This is a genomic window from Sphingomonas glacialis, from assembly GCF_006439055.1.
GTDB lineage: Bacteria > Pseudomonadota > Alphaproteobacteria > Sphingomonadales > Sphingomonadaceae > Sphingomonas > Sphingomonas glacialis_A.
Genome location: NZ_RCZC01000002.1, coordinates 1,300,385 through 1,315,230, shown reverse-complemented (window position 1 = coordinate 1,315,230; position 14,846 = coordinate 1,300,385). Strand labels below are relative to the sequence as shown.

At 69.1% G+C, this 14,846-nt stretch carries 13 protein-coding genes and 1 tRNA gene; 10 read left to right on the top strand and 4 right to left on the bottom strand.

Going from position 1 to position 14,846, the window contains the following annotated elements:
* Positions 1–4: 4 nt before the first annotated feature.
* Positions 5–961, bottom strand: a complete 957-nt coding sequence (gene ispH, locus EAH76_RS10115; protein ID WP_140850070.1) for a 4-hydroxy-3-methylbut-2-enyl diphosphate reductase — start codon at positions 959–961, stop codon at positions 5–7.
* A 283-nt stretch (positions 962–1,244) separates the two neighbouring features.
* Here ispH and EAH76_RS10110 point away from each other — a divergent pair, with 283 nt between their 5' ends.
* Together EAH76_RS10110 and EAH76_RS10105 are read left to right on the top strand one after the other, a co-directional pair.
* Complete coding sequence (locus EAH76_RS10110; protein ID WP_140850069.1) at positions 1,245–1,850, top strand: ABC transporter substrate-binding protein; 606 nt, start codon at positions 1,245–1,247, stop codon at positions 1,848–1,850.
* 32 nt (positions 1,851–1,882) lie between these two features.
* The gene (locus tag EAH76_RS10105) at positions 1,883–2,920 is read left to right on the top strand and encodes an MlaA family lipoprotein (protein WP_241659624.1); all 1,038 of its coding nucleotides are present in this window, start codon (positions 1,883–1,885) and stop codon (positions 2,918–2,920) included.
* A gap of 337 nt (positions 2,921–3,257) precedes the next feature.
* On the opposite strand, the gene EAH76_RS10100 is transcribed toward EAH76_RS10105, so the two are convergent.
* The gene (locus EAH76_RS10100) at positions 3,258–5,852 is read right to left on the bottom strand and encodes an MMPL family transporter (RefSeq protein ID WP_140850068.1); all 2,595 of its coding nucleotides are present in this window, start codon (positions 5,850–5,852) and stop codon (positions 3,258–3,260) included.
* On the bottom strand, positions 5,849–6,319 hold the full coding sequence (locus tag EAH76_RS10095; RefSeq protein WP_140850067.1) for a DUF2141 domain-containing protein: 471 nt from the start codon (positions 6,317–6,319) through the stop codon (positions 5,849–5,851). Before EAH76_RS10095 ends, EAH76_RS10100 begins: the two co-directional genes overlap by 4 nt.
* Positions 6,320–6,557: 238 nt before the next feature.
* Here EAH76_RS10095 and EAH76_RS10090 point away from each other — a divergent pair, with 238 nt between their 5' ends.
* The 7 genes from EAH76_RS10090 to EAH76_RS10060 all read left to right on the top strand — a co-directional run bounded on the left by EAH76_RS10090 (position 6,558) and on the right by EAH76_RS10060 (position 13,903).
* Positions 6,558–7,238, top strand: coding sequence for a DUF4129 domain-containing protein (locus tag EAH76_RS10090; RefSeq protein WP_241659623.1), 681 nt, complete (start codon positions 6,558–6,560; stop codon positions 7,236–7,238).
* A complete protein-coding gene (locus EAH76_RS10085; RefSeq protein ID WP_140850065.1) occupies positions 7,235–8,470 on the top strand; it encodes a hypothetical protein in 1,236 nt (411 codons plus the stop codon). The genes EAH76_RS10090 and EAH76_RS10085 overlap by 4 nt, the downstream gene beginning before the upstream one ends.
* Positions 8,452–9,432, top strand: coding sequence for an AAA family ATPase (locus tag EAH76_RS10080; RefSeq protein ID WP_140850064.1), 981 nt, complete (start codon positions 8,452–8,454; stop codon positions 9,430–9,432). Before EAH76_RS10085 ends, EAH76_RS10080 begins: the two co-directional genes overlap by 19 nt.
* Positions 9,433–9,574: 142 nt before the next feature.
* The gene (locus EAH76_RS10075) at positions 9,575–10,885 is read left to right on the top strand and encodes a DUF58 domain-containing protein (RefSeq protein WP_140850063.1); all 1,311 of its coding nucleotides are present in this window, start codon (positions 9,575–9,577) and stop codon (positions 10,883–10,885) included.
* On the top strand, positions 10,885–11,910 hold the full coding sequence (locus EAH76_RS10070; protein ID WP_140850062.1) for a stage II sporulation protein M: 1,026 nt from the start codon (positions 10,885–10,887) through the stop codon (positions 11,908–11,910). The genes EAH76_RS10075 and EAH76_RS10070 overlap by 1 nt, the downstream gene beginning before the upstream one ends.
* Positions 11,891–12,748 (top strand): RDD family protein, encoded by an 858-nt coding sequence (locus tag EAH76_RS10065; RefSeq protein WP_140850061.1) that lies wholly within the window; start codon positions 11,891–11,893, stop codon positions 12,746–12,748. Before EAH76_RS10070 ends, EAH76_RS10065 begins: the two co-directional genes overlap by 20 nt.
* Before the next feature lie 150 nt (positions 12,749–12,898).
* Complete coding sequence (locus tag EAH76_RS10060; RefSeq protein WP_140850060.1) at positions 12,899–13,903, top strand: MBL fold metallo-hydrolase; 1,005 nt, start codon at positions 12,899–12,901, stop codon at positions 13,901–13,903.
* A 5-nt stretch (positions 13,904–13,908) separates the two neighbouring features.
* Here the strand turns inward: EAH76_RS10060 and EAH76_RS10055 are convergent.
* Positions 13,909–13,985, bottom strand: a tRNA-Arg gene (locus EAH76_RS10055).
* Between the two features lie 80 nt (positions 13,986–14,065).
* On the opposite strand from EAH76_RS10055, the gene EAH76_RS10050 reads away from it, so the two are divergent.
* Entirely contained in the window at positions 14,066–14,830 is a 765-nt protein-coding gene (locus EAH76_RS10050) for a queuosine precursor transporter (protein WP_140850059.1), read from the top strand.
* Positions 14,831–14,846: the final 16 nt, after the last annotated feature.

The following is a 14,846-nucleotide window of genomic DNA, read 5'->3' as shown; positions in this document are numbered from 1 at the left end:
GTTCCTATGCGCCGACGGCGGCGCGTTTGGTAGGGGCGGGGTCGCGCAGTTCGCGCGGCAGGCCGAATTCGAGCGATTCGACCACGCCCGAAAGTTGCGTCACTTCGACCGGGCCGAGCTTGCGCAACGCCGCGATCACGCTCTCGACGAGTTCGTCGGGGGCCGAGGCGCCCGCGGTCAGGCCGACGCGCTCGACACCTTCGAACCAGGCGGGATCGATCGCACTGCCATCGGCGACGAGATAGCTCGGCAGGCCTTCGTCGGCGCCGAGATCGCGCAGGCGGCTCGAGTTCGAGCTGTTTTCCGAGCCGACGACGAGGATCAGGTCGGCGACCTTGCACAGATCGCGCACCGCACTCTGGCGGTTCTGCGTCGCGTAGCAGATCTCCGACACGTCGGGGCCGATGAGGTTGGTGAAGCGCTCGCCGAGCGAGGCGATGACGTTCTTGGTGTCGTCGACGCTGAGTGTGGTCTGCGTGATATAGGCCATCGGCGTATCGGTCGGCAGGTCGAGCGCAGCGACATCGGCCTCGGTCGAGACGAGATGCACCGGCGCATCGACCTGACCGCGCGTGCCGACGACTTCGGCATGGCCTTCATGGCCGATCATCACCAGCGTGCGGCCGTCCTTGGCGTAGCGGCGGCCCTGGAGATGGACCTTGGTGACGAGCGGGCAGGTCGCATCGAACACCGGCAGCTTGCGCGCCTTGGCTTCGTCCTCGACCGAGCGTGCGACGCCGTGCGCCGAGAAGACCGTCATCGCGCCCTCGGGCACGTCGGACAGTTCCTCGACGAACACCGCGCCCTTGGCGCGCAGCGTATCGACGACGTGGCGATTATGCACGATCTCGTGGCGGACATACACGGGCGCGCCATAGCGATCGATCGCCCGCTCGACGATTTCGATAGCCCGTACGACCCCAGCGCAAAAACCGCGTGGGTTGGCGAGAATGACCTGCAAACACCGTTCCTTCCGTCCGCTCGAATGCCGAACCGGGCACGAACGCCCTACAGCATTCGCGCGAATTCGTCATCTATGCCTCCCAGATAGATATCTTAGCCGCGTTGCAACATGAGGGGAACGGAAAAAAGCCGTCGATGCGGGGCGTTGGTCCGACGAGTGCGGTGCAACCGGTGCGCGACGCGCGCGTTCATCGCCGCTACAGCCGTTTGTGCTAGCGGCACGACGGTGGTACCGGCGCTGCCCGAGCGGGCCTTCCGGAATGTCCCCATAGGAGCTTTCGATGACGACTTTCCTGCGCATGATCGTGCCTGCTGCGGTGCTGGCGATCGCCGCACCGCTTTCCGCCCAGGCCGGTGATCCGGCACGCGCCCCGGTGCAAACGCTCGACGACGGGCTGCTCGCGATCATGAAGGGTGGCAAGGCGCTCGGCGCGGCCGGGCGCGCCGCGCGGATCGCCCCGGTGGTCGATCAGACTTTCGACGTGCCGCTGATCACGCGGCTGTCGGTCGGCGCCGACTGGCTCAAGGTCGCGCCCGCCGACCAGACCGCGCTCGTTGCGGCGATGCGGCGGCTGACGGTCGCGCAATATGCGGCGAACTTCGACAGCTATGGCGGCGAGAGCTTCACGATCAATCCTAATGTCGAGATGCGCGGCGGCGACAAGGTCGTGCGCACCACGCTCGCCGCGCCGAAGGGCGATGCGGTCCCGATCGACTATCGGATGCGCCAGAGCGGCGGCAGCTGGCGGATCGTCGATGTCTATTACAAGAACGGCATCAGCCAGCTCGCCACGCGCCGCGCCGATTTCGCGAGCATCTTCGCCAAGGGCGGTGCGAAGGCGCTGATCAGCCATCTCAACGCGCTTTCGGCCAAGGGCGGGCGCTGACCTTGCGGCTGGGGGGCTCGAGCAGCGCGATCGTGATCGCGCTTGCGCTGTTCGCTGCGCCCGCGGCGACGGCGCAGGGCGTTGCGGCGCCGGTATCGGTGGCGCTTGCAACCGCCGCGTCTGCAGCGGCGCCCACCGCGGCGCCCGAGGCGCGCCCGCGGCATCACCGGACCAAGGGCGATCCGCTCGAGGGCTTCAACCGGACGATGTTCTCGATCCACCAGTTCCTCGACCGGATCGCGTTCCGGCCGATCGCGATGGTGTACAAGGCGGTGGTCCCCAAGCCGCTGCGCACCGGCATCCGCCACGTCTTCTCGAACGTCGGCGAGCCGCTGGTGTTCGCCAACGACGTGCTGCAGCTGAAGCCGAAGCGCGCGATCAAGACGGTCGGACGGTTCCTGGTCAATTCGACGATCGGCATTGGCGGCGTGCTCGATGTCGCGAAGACGTCCGAGTTCAACCTGCCGCATCACGACAATAATTTCGGCACGACGCTCGGGCATTACGGCATCGGGCCGGGGCCCTACATCTTCCTGCCGCTGGTCGGGCCGAGCGATTTCCGCGATTTCGGTGCGGGTGTGGCGCAGGGGCAGACCTATGCCTTCACGATCGGCACGCCGTTCGACCGCGCCGAATATCGCGTGTCCGAGGCGGTGCTGACCGGGCTCGACATGCGCGTCGAGGCCGATGGTGCGCTGAAGGCGCTGCTCGCCAGTGCGATCGATCCGTATGCCACGCTGCGCTCGGCCTATCTGCAGGACCGCGCGGTGAGCATCGCCGAGACGCACGGCGCCAAGGCGGCCGCGGCGAGTGCGCTCGACGATCCGTTGACCGATCCGGCGGCGGATCCGCTGACGGATCCGGCGGCTGGGGCTCCGCCTGCGGGCGCAACCCCGGCTGCGAAGCCTGCGGTGGATGATTTTCCGGCCGATCCGGCGGCGCCGGCGGCTAGCCCTGCGCCGCGGTCTGCCGATAAGCCGGCGGTGGACGATTTTCCGGCTGATCGTGCAGCGCCTGTGAGCCAGACGCCGTCGGTTCCCGCCGCTCCGGCGAAGGCCGCCACCCAGTAGTAGCGCCGCCGCGTTTCGTGCGCGCCGCCAGCCCCACAGAACCCCCCTCCCGCTTGCGGGAGGGGTTAGGGGAGGGACGTGCCGCAGGCGCGGCGCAGGGGATCCAGGTCGCTCCCTCCCCCAGCCCCTCCCGCAAGCGGGAGGGGAGCTTTGGGTCGCGCCCTTTCTCGCGAGACCTCAGGCGCGCCGCCGCGCTTCTTGCGCGCCGCCAGCTCCAAACAATCCCCCTCCCGCTTGCGGGAGGGGTTAGGGGAGGGGCGTGCCGCGGACGGAGCGCAGGGGATCCAGGTCGTTCCCTCCCCCAGCCCCTCCCGCAGGCGGGAGGGGAGCAAGAGGGCTAAGCCTTCTTCGCCCGCGGCGGGCCGAGCAGCGCGGGCTCGAAGATCAGCGCACACACCAGCGTCCACGCCAGCGAAATCATCAGGATCTTGCCCATGCTCGCGGTCCCCGGATGGTGCGACAACCACAGGCTCCCGAACGCGCTGCCGGTGGCAAGCGCGCTGAACAGCACCGCGCGCGCGAGGCTCGATTGCAGCAGATCGGTCGCACCGCCGCGCCACGCCATCACGAAATAGATGTGGAACGCGACCCCCACGCCGAACAGCAACGGGAAGGCGATGATGTTGGCGAAGTTGATCGGCTGCCCGATCAGCACACAGCTCCCCAGCGTCAGGAAGCCCGACAGCACGACCGGCGCGAGCGTGAAGGCGACTTCCTTCACATCGCGCAGCACTACGAACAGCAGGCCGCTGACGAGCACCAGCGCCAGAATCCCCGCCTCGACGAACGCCCAGGCAACGGTGCCCGCGGCTTCCTGCGTTGCGACCGGCAGGCCGCTCGCGGTCGGCGCTACGGCGCGCACCGCCTTGGTGAAGCGGCGCAACACGGCATTGTCGTTGCTATTGCCCTTGGGGAAAACCTGGACGAGCGCGCGGCCGTCCTTCGACACCCAATCGCCCGCGATTTCGGGCGGCAGCGTCGCGCGCGTCACGGGTTCGGCCTGGAGCATCGCGCGGATCTGGTCGAGCATCGTGCCGAGCGGGGTGACGAGCAGCGCGGTCGCCTTGGTCCGCTCAGTCGGCGCGGCGCGTGCCAGGCGATCGAACGCCGTGGCGAGCCGGCGTGCATCGGCGGCGGCGGCGCCGGGATGCGCGGTCGCGCTCGCGCGCAATTCGCCCGCGGTCTTCATCAACGCGCCGATCGCGTCGGCATCGCTCGGCGGCGGCATCACATCGAAGGGGTTCACCGTGGTATCGAGCAGCAAGGCGGCATCCTGCACCACCGCCAGCTTGGCCGCCTGGTCCTCGGGGACGAACCCATCGACCGACACCGCCTCGGCGACCTCGGGCAAGGCACTGAGTTTTGCCGCGAGCACCTTCGCCGCATCGGCATTGGGCGCGAGCACGTTGATCGTGTTGGGGGTACGCAGCGGATCGCGCATCAGATCGGTCAGCGCAACCATCGCCGGGCCGTCCTTGGCGCGCAGATGGAGGGGGTTAAAGTCGAACTGTACGAACGGCAGCAGCGCGATGCTTCCCGCCATCGACGCGGCGAACGCCCACAGCACGGTCTTGCGATGCGTGTGCAGCCAGCGGTCGAGCGGGGCGGCCTCGCTGAAGCCGACCTCGCGGCGCGGCGTGCCGGGCTTGAGCAGCATCAGCATCGCGGGCAGCAGCGTGACGCTCGCCACCAGCGCGACGACCATCCCGAGCCCGGCGATGATGCCGAGCTCGGCAATGCCGATATAGTCGGTCGGCAGGAACGCGCCGAAGCCGAGGAACACCGCCCCCGCGGCAAGCGCGAGCGGTGCGCCGAGCGCGGTCGCAGCGCGCTGGAGCGCGGCGCCGGTGTCGGCGCCCTCGAGCCGCTCGGCATTGAAGCGCACCGAGATCTGGATGCCGAAATCGACTCCGAGCCCGACGAACAACGGAATGAACGCGACCGAGATCAGGTTGAGCGCGCCGACCGCAAACAGCCCGAGCGCGGTCGTCAGCACGAGCCCAGCGACGATCGTCACGACGATCCCCGCGACGATCTTCACCGAGCGCGTCGCGAACCACAAGGTGAGCAGCATCGCGGCGGCCATCACCAGCCCGACGAACCCGATATTCTCCTCGAGCGTCGCGAACTCCTCGTCGGCGAGCGGGACTTCGCCGGTGGTGCGCACGGTCACGCCATGCGCGGGATCGAGCCCGAGCTTGGCCGCCTGCGCGACGATCGCGGCGACGGCGTCTTCGCCTGGCTGGAGCGCGCCGTAATCGAGCTTGGGCTGCGCGAGGATCAGCCGGCGGCGCGGCGGCGTGGCGCCCGAACCCGGCTCGGTGAACAGCTCCTGCCACGAGAAATAGGCGGGCTTGCCGGCCGCCGAGGCATCGAGCGCCGCCGCCATCGTCCGCATCGGCCGCGCGATCCGCGAGAGCGGTACGTCGCCGCGATCGACCCCGCTGAGCATCGTCGAGAAAGCGCCGGCAATCCCGCGCAGCGACGGATCGCTCGCGAGCGGCCCGAGCAGCGGCTGTGCACCGATCAGCGCCTTGGTCGATGCCTGAACCTCGGAGGTCGAGCCGAACAACAGCCCCTCACGGTCGAAATAGGCGCCGCCATCGGGTCGCTGCACGCGGCGGAAATGCGTCGTGTCCGTGGCGAGCGCGGCGGAGAGCTTGGCGGTGGCGGCTTCGGCGAGTTCGGGGGTCTTGCCGTCGACGATCACCAGCAGCACGTCGGACAGTTGCGGGAATGCGGTCTCGACCGCTTTCTCGTTCTGCCGCCACGCGATCTTCGGCGAGATCAGCGCTGCGGTATCGGTGGTCATCGCGAAATGCCCCACGGCATAGACCGCCGCGCCCGCGACGAGCGCAAGGCACAGGCCGAGCACCGCGAACGGACGCCGCACGCCGAGCGCGACAAGCTGCTGGAGCAAGCGCGCGATCACTTGGCGGTCGCGTCCGGGCCCATGAAATAGCGCAGCTTCAGCCGGATCGTCCGATCCTGCCCGTCATAGTCGAACACGACTTCCTCCCATTTCGGCGCAGCGAGCTTGATCTTGGCATCGTTGGAGAAACCTACCCCCTCCTTCGGTACGCCGAATAAGGCGCGGTCGAGCTTGTTGTTGCCATTCTGGTCGTAATACACCTCTGCGGCGTAGCGCCCCGGCTTCAGCCCGCTCACCGTCACGACGGTCTCGCCGAGATGCGCGGCCGCATCGCCCGAGATCGGGCAATCCTTGAGATACTGCGCTTGCGTGCAGAGATCGACATGGACCCGTCCGGTATGAGCGCGGACGTTGTCGACCGCGATGTGGAGCTGCCCGCTCGACCCCTGGCCAGCGGTCAGCGCGAACAACGGCAGCGTGGCGATCAGCAGCTTTGCGGAGCGCGGAAGCGAGGAGATAGGATGCATGGCGGCCCTTTAGACCAGATTGAGGCCGGAATGAAACCGGCGGACGCGGCCGTCTGGCGGATGCGCGCTGAACCCCGGCTTAAGCCGCGCCGCACCGCACCATGGTGCGCGCCCAGCGGCGATTGGGGCGCGCGCGCAGCGGCGATTGGCGATTGCGCGGCGGTCGGGTTGCTCTACTCTTACGGGCAGCGCACCGGTGCGGCCCAGGGGATTTCACGTGAGCGAAGGGACATCGCAGGTGGCAACCGCCACCGACCGCTTTGCCGCCGCCCATGCCGCGCTCAAGGCCGATCCGGCGGTCCAGTTCACGCTCCAGCGCGCCCCGCCGCCGCCCCAGCCGCCCGAATGGCTGGTGCAGCTCGGCAAATGGCTGGACAAGCTGTTCGAGCCCGTTGGGCGCGCGCTGCAGTGGATCGCGGGCCGCATGCCGCATTGGCCGTATGCGCGGATCCTGTTGTGGGGCGTGCTGGCACTGCTCGCGATCGCCATCCTTTGGGCGGTGTATCACCGCGTGCGGCACGGCGAATGGCGCTGGCCGCGTTTCGTGCGGCGGCGTCCGACGGTGTCGCAGCCGATCGACGAGGCGTGGGCGCCCGATGCCGCGCCGGTGCAGGAATGGCTGCGCGAGGCCGATCTGCTCGCAGCGGAGGGGCGCTATGCCGAGGCGGTGCACCATTTGCTGCGCCGCTCGATCGACGATATCGCGCGCCGCCGCCCGCAGCTCGTCCGTCCGGCGCTGACCAGTCGCGAGCTCAGCGCATCGAGCGCGCTCCCGCTTTCGGCGCGCGACCTGTTCGCGGGGATCGCGCGGCTGGTCGAGCGCAGCCTGTTCGGCGGGCGCCCGGTCGATGCGTCGGACTGGACGCAGGCCCGCGCCGCCTATCGCGACTTCGCGCTGCCGGGGGCATGGCGCGGATGAGCGACGTTACGGTCAGCGGAGCAAGCGGGACGGGCGCGTTCAGCGTGCGGACCGTCGCGATCTTGCTCGCGGTGGGCATCCTCGCGTTCATCGGGATGCTCGTGCTCGGCGCCTATGCGCCCGACCTGCGCTCGGGGCGCGACGGGCGTGCGCATGCGCTGTCGAACGCCGCGATCGGCTATAGCGGGATCGTGCGGCTTGCCGAGGCGACCGGGCGCAACCCGCAGATCGTCCGCAATCCGCGGCAGCTGGCGGGGGAGGATCTCGTCGTGCTGACGCCCGAATCGGGCGCGACCGACATGACCAAGGCGCTTGCCGCGCGCGGCCCTAAGCCGACGCTCGTCATCCTGCCGAAATGGCGCACCTCGGTCGATCCGACGCATCCCGGCTGGGCGCGCTTCGTCGCCTTCCGCGACGTGGATGACGCCCAGCGCGTCTTAGCGCCGCAATACAAGCTCAAGGTCACGCGCTACGCGAGCGGCGGGCGCCCGCTGCAGGCGCTGTCGTGGATGCCCGGGACGATCGCCTTTGCTGCGCCGCGCCCGGTGCAGACGATCGTCGACGCGGGCGCCGAGGCAGGCGCGGGCGTCGATTTGCGCCCGATCCTGACCGACGCCGATGGGCATGTCGTGCTCGGCCAGATCGGTAGCGGGCCGCTCTACGTGCTCGCCGATCCCGATCTGCTGTCGAACATTGGCATGCGCGACGCAGCGCAGGCGCGCGCGGCGCTCGACCTGCTCGATTGGCTGAATGCGACGGGTGCGAAGACGATCACCTTCGACGTGACGCTCAACGGCTTCGGCGCCACACCAAGCCCGCTCAAGCTGCTGTTCGATCCGCCGTTCCTCGCGATGACGCTGACGCTGGCGGCGGCGGTGCTGCTCGCCGCGATCCAGGCGGCCGCGCGCTTCGGCCCGGCGCGGCGGCGCGCGCGCGCGATCGCATTCGGCAAGACCGCGTTGATCGACAATGCCGCCGCGCTCGTCCGCAAGGCCGGGCGGCAGGGACGGCTCGGCCCGCGCTATGTCGATCTGGTGCGCGAGCGCGCCGGCGGCGTGTTCGGCGTGCCGGCGCGGCTGCAGGGCGAGGCGATCGACGGCTATCTCGATGGCCTGCGCGGGCGGTCGCGTTTCAGCGCGCTGGCAGCAGAGGCACAGGCGGCGCGCGATCCGCGCGCGATGCTCGCGGCGGCGCAAGCGCTGCATCATTGGTTATGGGAGAAGACGCGGTGACATTCGAAACGGTCGAAGACGTGGCGGCGCTCGGCGTGGCGATCCGCGACGAAATCGGCAAGGCGGTGGTCGGGCAGGAACAGACCGTCGAGATCCTGCTCGTCGCGCTGTTCGCAGGCGGGCACGTGCTGCTCGAAGGGCCGCCGGGGACCGCCAAGACGCTCCTCGCGCGCAGTTTCGCGCGGGTGACGGGGCTCGATTACGGGCGGATCCAGTTCACGCCGGATCTGATGCCGGGGGACATCATCGGTGCGAACCTGTTCAACTTCCAAACGAGCAGATTCACGCTGACGCGCGGGCCGATCTTCACCGATCTGCTGCTGGCGGACGAGATCAACCGCACCCCGCCTAAGACGCAGGCGGCATTGCTCGAGGCGATGCAGGAGCGCACCGTGACGATCGACGGGCAGAGCCTGTCGCTCGGCGAGCGTTTCATGGTTGTCGCGACGCAGAACCCGATCGAGCAGCAGGGCGTGTACCCGCTGCCCGAGGCACAGCTCGATCGCTTCCTGTTCAAGCAGACGGTCGATTATCCGAGTGCCGCCGAGGAACGCCGGATCATCGCCGCGCACGGCAGCGCCGCGCACGCGATGGAGCCCGCGGAATGGGGTGTCGCGCGCGTCGCCGATGCGGGGATCATCGGCGCGGCGATCGCCACGGTCGGGCAAGTGCGGCTCGCCGACGAGGTGATCGATTACATCACCGCGCTGATCAGGGGCACGCGCGACGTCGCCGATCTCGAGAGCGGCGCGTCGCCGCGCGCGGGCGCGATGCTGGCGGGTGCGGCGCGCGCGCGCGCGGCACTCGACGGGCGCGATTTCGTGATCCCCGACGATGTGAAGGCGCTCGCGCCGGCGTTGCTGCGGCACCGGCTGATCCTGTCGCCCGCCGCCGAGATCGACGGACGCGCGATCGAGGATGTCGTGACGCACATCATCGAGACGATCGAAGCGCCGCGGTGATCTTGCGCGTCGTGCCTGTCCTCCGTCACCCCCGCGAAAGCGGGGGTCCCGCTTCTCCTTCGGCGGCGGGAAGAAGCGGGATCCCCGCGTTCGCGGCGATGACGGGGGCGGGGCTGGTGCGCGTACAGCGGACGACCGCGCCGTGATCTACCCCACACGCACCGCGGTCCTTGCCGCAGCTGCCGGCGCGCCGGTGGCGTTGTTGATCGCCGTCGCGCTCCCCGGTCGCTGGTATGTCGGGCTCGCCTGGCCGATCGCGGTGCTGCTGCTCACCGCGTTCGACGCCTGGAGCGGGCGCCGCACGGCGACCGCCAGCCTCGCGCTGCCGACGACCGCGCCGGTCGGCGCCACAATCGACGCGACGATCCGCGTTGCGATTGCGGGCGGGCGGCCACCGCGCAGCGCGGAGGTCGCGCTCGATGGCGGTTCGTTGCTGGCGCTCGAGAATGACGGGCGGCTCTGGCTCACGCTGCACGACGGCCGCGGCGAAGCGCTGCTGCCGATTACTACGCTGCGGCGCGGCACCGCGCGGATCGACCGACTGTGGTTGCGGTGGCGCGGGTCCTTCGGCCTCGCGTGGCAGCAGCGGATCCTCCCTGCCGACGTGACGCTCCCAATCCTCCCCGACATTCGCGCGCTGCACGACCGCGGCGCGCAGATCTTCCAGCGTCACGCACTGTCGGGCCTGCTCGCGCAGATCGACCGCGGCGACGGCACCGATTTCGACGCTTTGGTCGAGTTCCGCTCGGGGATGGACCGCCGCGCGATCGACTGGAAGCAGTCGGCGCGGCAGACCAAGCTCCACGCCAAGGAATATCGCAGCGAGCGCAACAACCAGATCGTCTTCGCGATCGATTCCGGGCGGCAGATGTCCGAGCCCGTCGCGGGCCTGCCGCGTGTCGATCGCGCGGTGTCGGCGATGCTGCTGACCGCGTGGATCGCGCTCAAGCTCGGCGACCGCGTGTCGCTCCACGCGTTCGATTCGCGCCCGCGCATCGCGAGCGGGCTGGTGTCGGGGATGCCCGCCTTCGCCAATCTCCAGCGGCTCGCGGCCGCAATCGATTATAGCGGCGAGGAAACCAATTACAGCTTCGCGCTGACCACGCTCGCCGCGCGGCTGACGCGGCGCTCGATGATCGTCTTGTTCACCGAATTCACCGATCTGACCTCGGCCGATTTTCTGGTCCGTGCGGCAGCCCGGCTGCTCAAGGGGCATTTGCTGCTCGTCGTCGTGCTGCGCGACGAAGAGGTCGAGCGCCTCGTCGATGCGGCCCCGGCGAACGCCGACGACGTGACGCGCGCGGTGACCGCCGCCGCGTTGCTGCGCGATCGCAAGCTCGTGCTCACCCGGCTGCAGCATCTCGGCGTGCATGTGATCGAAAGTGCGCATGACCGCGTCGGCGAGGAGCTCGTCGCGGGTTATGTCGCGCTGAAACGCAGGAACCTGCTCTGATGGCTACCGCTCTCCTCGCCGGGCAACCCGCCTTGGTCAACGCCAGCCGCTTCCGTGCTGCGCACGACGCCGACTGGCAGCGGCTCGAAACGCTGGTGACGCGGATCGAGAAGCGCTCGATTCGGGTGCTGAGCGATGACGATCTGCTCGCGCTTCCCGTGCTGTACCGCACAGCCTTGTCGTCGCTGTCGATCGCGCGCGAGACCTCGCTCGACCGCGCGCTGGTGACGTATCTCGAACAGCTGTGCACGCGCGCCTATTTTCAGCTGTACGGCGTGCCGACCTCGGCGGTTCGGCAATTGGGCGTTTTCTTCACGCAGACATGGCCCGCCGCGGTCCGCGCGCTGTGGCGCGAGACGCTCGTCTCGTTGCTGCTGACGGTGGCGGGCGCTGTCGTCGGCTATCTGCTGGTACGCAGCGACCCCGGCTGGTTCTTCGGGCTGGTCGGGCAGGGCATGGCGGGCGGGCGCGATCCGTCGGCCTCGGTCGAGACGCTGCGGGGCACGCTCTACGGCAAGCATGACGACATGCTGACGATCTTCGCCGCCTATCTGTTCACGCACAACGCGCAGATCGCGATCTTCTCGTTCGCGCTGGGTTTCGCCTTTGCGGTGCCGACCGCGCTGCTGATCGCGTATAACGGGTTGATGCTCGGCGCTTTCCTCGCGGTGTTCGTGCCCAAGGGGCTGGGGTTCGGCTTTGCCGGCTGGATCGCGATCCACGGCACGACCGAATTGTTCGCGATCATCTTGTCGGGCGCGGCGGGGTTCCGCATCGGCACCGCGATCGCCTTTCCCGGGCGCGCGACGCGAGGCGACTCGGCGGTGCAGGCGGGCAAGACCGGCGCGACCGTGATGGGCGGCGCGGTCGTCATGTTGCTCGTCGCCGGGCTGCTCGAAGGGATCGGGCGGCAGACAGTGACGAACGATCTGGCGCGCTATGCGATCGGGCTCGTCATGCTCGTCGGCTGGCTGCTCTATTTCTACCTGCCGAGGAGTCGCCGCGATGGCATGGCTGCGGCGTAACGCGCGCAAGGCGCCGCTGTCGCTGCGGCGCAGCTTCGTCACGCCCGAGGGCGTCGATCTGCGGATCGAGCTCGGCAGCGCGGGCGAGCGGGCCGCGGCGTTCGTCATCGACGTTCTGGCGATCCTCGTCGTGCTGATCGGCGCGACGATCGCGATCGCCTATCTCGCCTGGTCGAGCCGTCAGAGCGCGTTTGCGGTGCTGTGGCTGCTCGGCTTCTTCGTGCTGCGCAACGGCTGGTTCGCTTTGTTCGAGCTGAGCGGTAGCGGGGCGACGCCGGGCAAGCGGCTGGTCGGCCTGCGCGTCGTCGCGCGCGACGGGGCGCGGCTGACCGGCGGCGCGGTGATCGCGCGCAATGCGATGCGCGAGATCGAGCTGTTTCTGCCGCTGAGCTTTCTCGGCAGCCAGGCGGCGCATGGCTGGGCCGATGGGGCGATGACGCTGTTCGCTTTGGGCTGGAGCGGCATCTTCCTGTTCTTTCCGCTGTTCAACCGCGACCGGCTGCGCGTCGGGGATCTGCTTGCGGGGACGTGGGTGGTGCACACGGTGCGCGGGAAGCTTGGTTCCGATCTCGTCGTCCCGGTCGAGCGCGACCGGCGCGTGTTCAGCGAGGCGGCGCTCGGGCTGTACGGCGTGTACGAGCTGCAGATGCTCGAGGAGGTGTTGCGCAGCGGGACCGACGAGGCGATCGTCACCGTCGCCGCGACGATCCGGCGCAAGGCGGGGCTGCCCGACGACCGCGACGATCGCGGCTTCCTGACCGATTATTATGCGGCGCTGTGCGGGCGATTGGAGCGCGGGCTGCTCGTCGGACGGCGTCGGGCGGACAAGTTCGCGTGATCCCAGACGCGTCGTCACCCCGGCCTCGTGCCGGGGTCCACCGTGCCGCGCACCCTTCCGCGGCAGTACGCGCGTCCCGGTGGACCCCGGAACAAGTCCGGGGTGACGACGGGGGGTGGTGTTTGTTCACCGCCAATCTAGGCCCGCCGCATGCCCCGTAACCGCTATTATTCCGGCCCGCCGAGCGACCATTTCGACGGCGTGCGCTTCTTCAACCCCGGACAGCCACCAAGCGATGCCGGGCTCGGCGCGGTGCTGCGCTGGAAGCTCGCGAACGGCGCGGCGCGCTGGCCGGCGTCGGTGCCGGTGGTCCCGGCCAAGCCAGTAGAGAGACACGCGGGCTTGCGCGTCACGATGGTCGGCCACGCATCGCTGCTGATCCAGGCGGCGGGGGTCAACATCCTGACCGATCCGGTGTGGTCGGAGCGCGCGAGTCCCTTCTCCTTCCTCGGCCCCAAGCGCGTCACCGCGCCGGGGATCGCGTTCGACGATCTGCCGCCGATCCACGTCGTGCTGCTCAGCCATTGCCATTACGACCATCTCGACATCGCCACGCTGCGCCGCCTCCACGCCGCGCACGCGCCGCTGATGGCGATGCCGCTCGGCAATGACGCGATCGTCCGCGCGGCGATCCCCGAGGCGCGCTGCGTAGTGGGCGACTGGTGGGACAGCCTTGCGCTTGCCGACGGCTTCGCGACCACGCTGACCCCCGCGCGGCACTGGGCGAATCGCTGGCCGACCGACGTGCGCATGGCGCTCTGGGCCGGGCACTACCTGACGACCCCGGTGGGGACGGTGTGGTTCGTCGGAGACACGGGCTATGGCGACGGCGCGATCTTCCGCAGCGTCCGCGACCGGCTCGGCGCGCCCGACGTCGCGCTGATCCCGATCGGCGCGTACGAGCCGCGCTGGTTCATGGCCGAGCAGCATGTCGATCCGGCGGAAGCGGTGCGGATCTTCCAGAATGTCGAAGCGGGCCAGGCGCTCGGCATCCATTGGGGAACGTTCCAGCTGACCGACGAAGCGCGCGATGCGCCGCGGCTGGCGCTGGGCGCAGAGCTTTCGGCGGCGGGGATCGCGCCATCGCGCTTCGTCGCGGCGGAACCGGGCGGCGTGTACGACATGGATCGACGGGGGAGCGGCTCGACCGCCTGAAGCATTGGCGCGCCCGGAGGGAGTCGAACCCCCGACCGAGGAGGTAGAAGCTCCTTGCTCTATCCAACTGAGCTACGGGCGCGCGCTGGCTTCGCCATTAGCGCGGATTGCGCGCGCGCGAAACCGGCTTCATAGCTTGGTTCGATCAGGGGACGAAACGACATGGCCGGTTTGAAGACGATCACCGCCGCCGAAACGCGCGGCCGCGAATTCCGCTATTTCGATTTCGTGATGGTCGCCTTCGTCGTCATCCTGTTGCTGTCGAACGTCGTCGGCGCGGGGAAACGCTCGGTGATCGACTTGCCGTGGATCGGGCCGTGGCCGTTCGGCGCGGGGATCCTGTTCTTCCCGGTCAGCTATGTGATCGGCGACATCCTGACCGAGGTGTACGGCTATGCCCGCGCGCGGCGCTGCGTGTGGGCGGGGTTCGGCGCGCTGATCTTCATGGCGGTGATGGAGCAGATCGTCGTCGCGCTGCCACCGGCGGCGGCATGGAATGGGCAGGCGGCGTACGAATATGTCTTCGGTCGCTCGATCTTCGTCGATCCTGCAGCGGCGACGGGCCTGCGCATCATCCTCGCCTCGGTAACCGCCTTCTGGGTCGGCGAGTTCGCCAACAGCTTCGTGCTCGCCAAGCTCAAGATCCTGACCGAGGGGCGGATGTTGTGGACGCGGACGATCGGGTCGACCGTCGTGGCGCAGGGGTTCGACAGTTTGATCTTCTACCCGCTCGCTTTTTACGGCGCGCCCGATTGGCCGGTCGAGGCGATGCTCGCGGTGATGGTCAGCCAGTTCGTGCTCAAGGTGTCGTGGGAGGTGATCCTCACGCCGTTCACCTATCTCGTCGTCGGCTTCCTGAAGCGTGGGGAGGGGGTCGACGTATACGACCGCGGGACCGACTTCTCGCCGTTCCGGGCGCGGGTGTAGCTGGGCTTTCGTTCGC

What these genes read in the sequence shown, in the direction of transcription:
- EAH76_RS10070 (WP_140850062.1), top strand. Translation starts at nt 10,885, where the DNA reads ATGGCTACCGCTCTCCTCGCCGGGCAACCCGCCTTGGTCAACGCCAGC.
- EAH76_RS10060 (WP_140850060.1), top strand. Translation starts at nt 12,899, where the DNA reads ATGCCCCGTAACCGCTATTATTCCGGCCCGCCGAGCGACCATTTCGAC.
- EAH76_RS10085 (WP_140850065.1), top strand. Translation starts at nt 7,235, where the DNA reads ATGAGCGACGTTACGGTCAGCGGAGCAAGCGGGACGGGCGCGTTCAGC.
- EAH76_RS10050 (WP_140850059.1), top strand. Translation starts at nt 14,066, where the DNA reads ATGGCCGGTTTGAAGACGATCACCGCCGCCGAAACGCGCGGCCGCGAA.
- EAH76_RS10080 (WP_140850064.1), top strand. Translation starts at nt 8,452, where the DNA reads ATGGGAGAAGACGCGGTGACATTCGAAACGGTCGAAGACGTGGCGGCG.
- EAH76_RS10095 (WP_140850067.1), bottom strand. Translation starts at nt 6,319, where the DNA reads ATGCATCCTATCTCCTCGCTTCCGCGCTCCGCAAAGCTGCTGATCGCC.
- EAH76_RS10110 (WP_140850069.1), top strand. Translation starts at nt 1,245, where the DNA reads ATGACGACTTTCCTGCGCATGATCGTGCCTGCTGCGGTGCTGGCGATC.
- EAH76_RS10065 (WP_140850061.1), top strand. Translation starts at nt 11,891, where the DNA reads ATGGCATGGCTGCGGCGTAACGCGCGCAAGGCGCCGCTGTCGCTGCGG.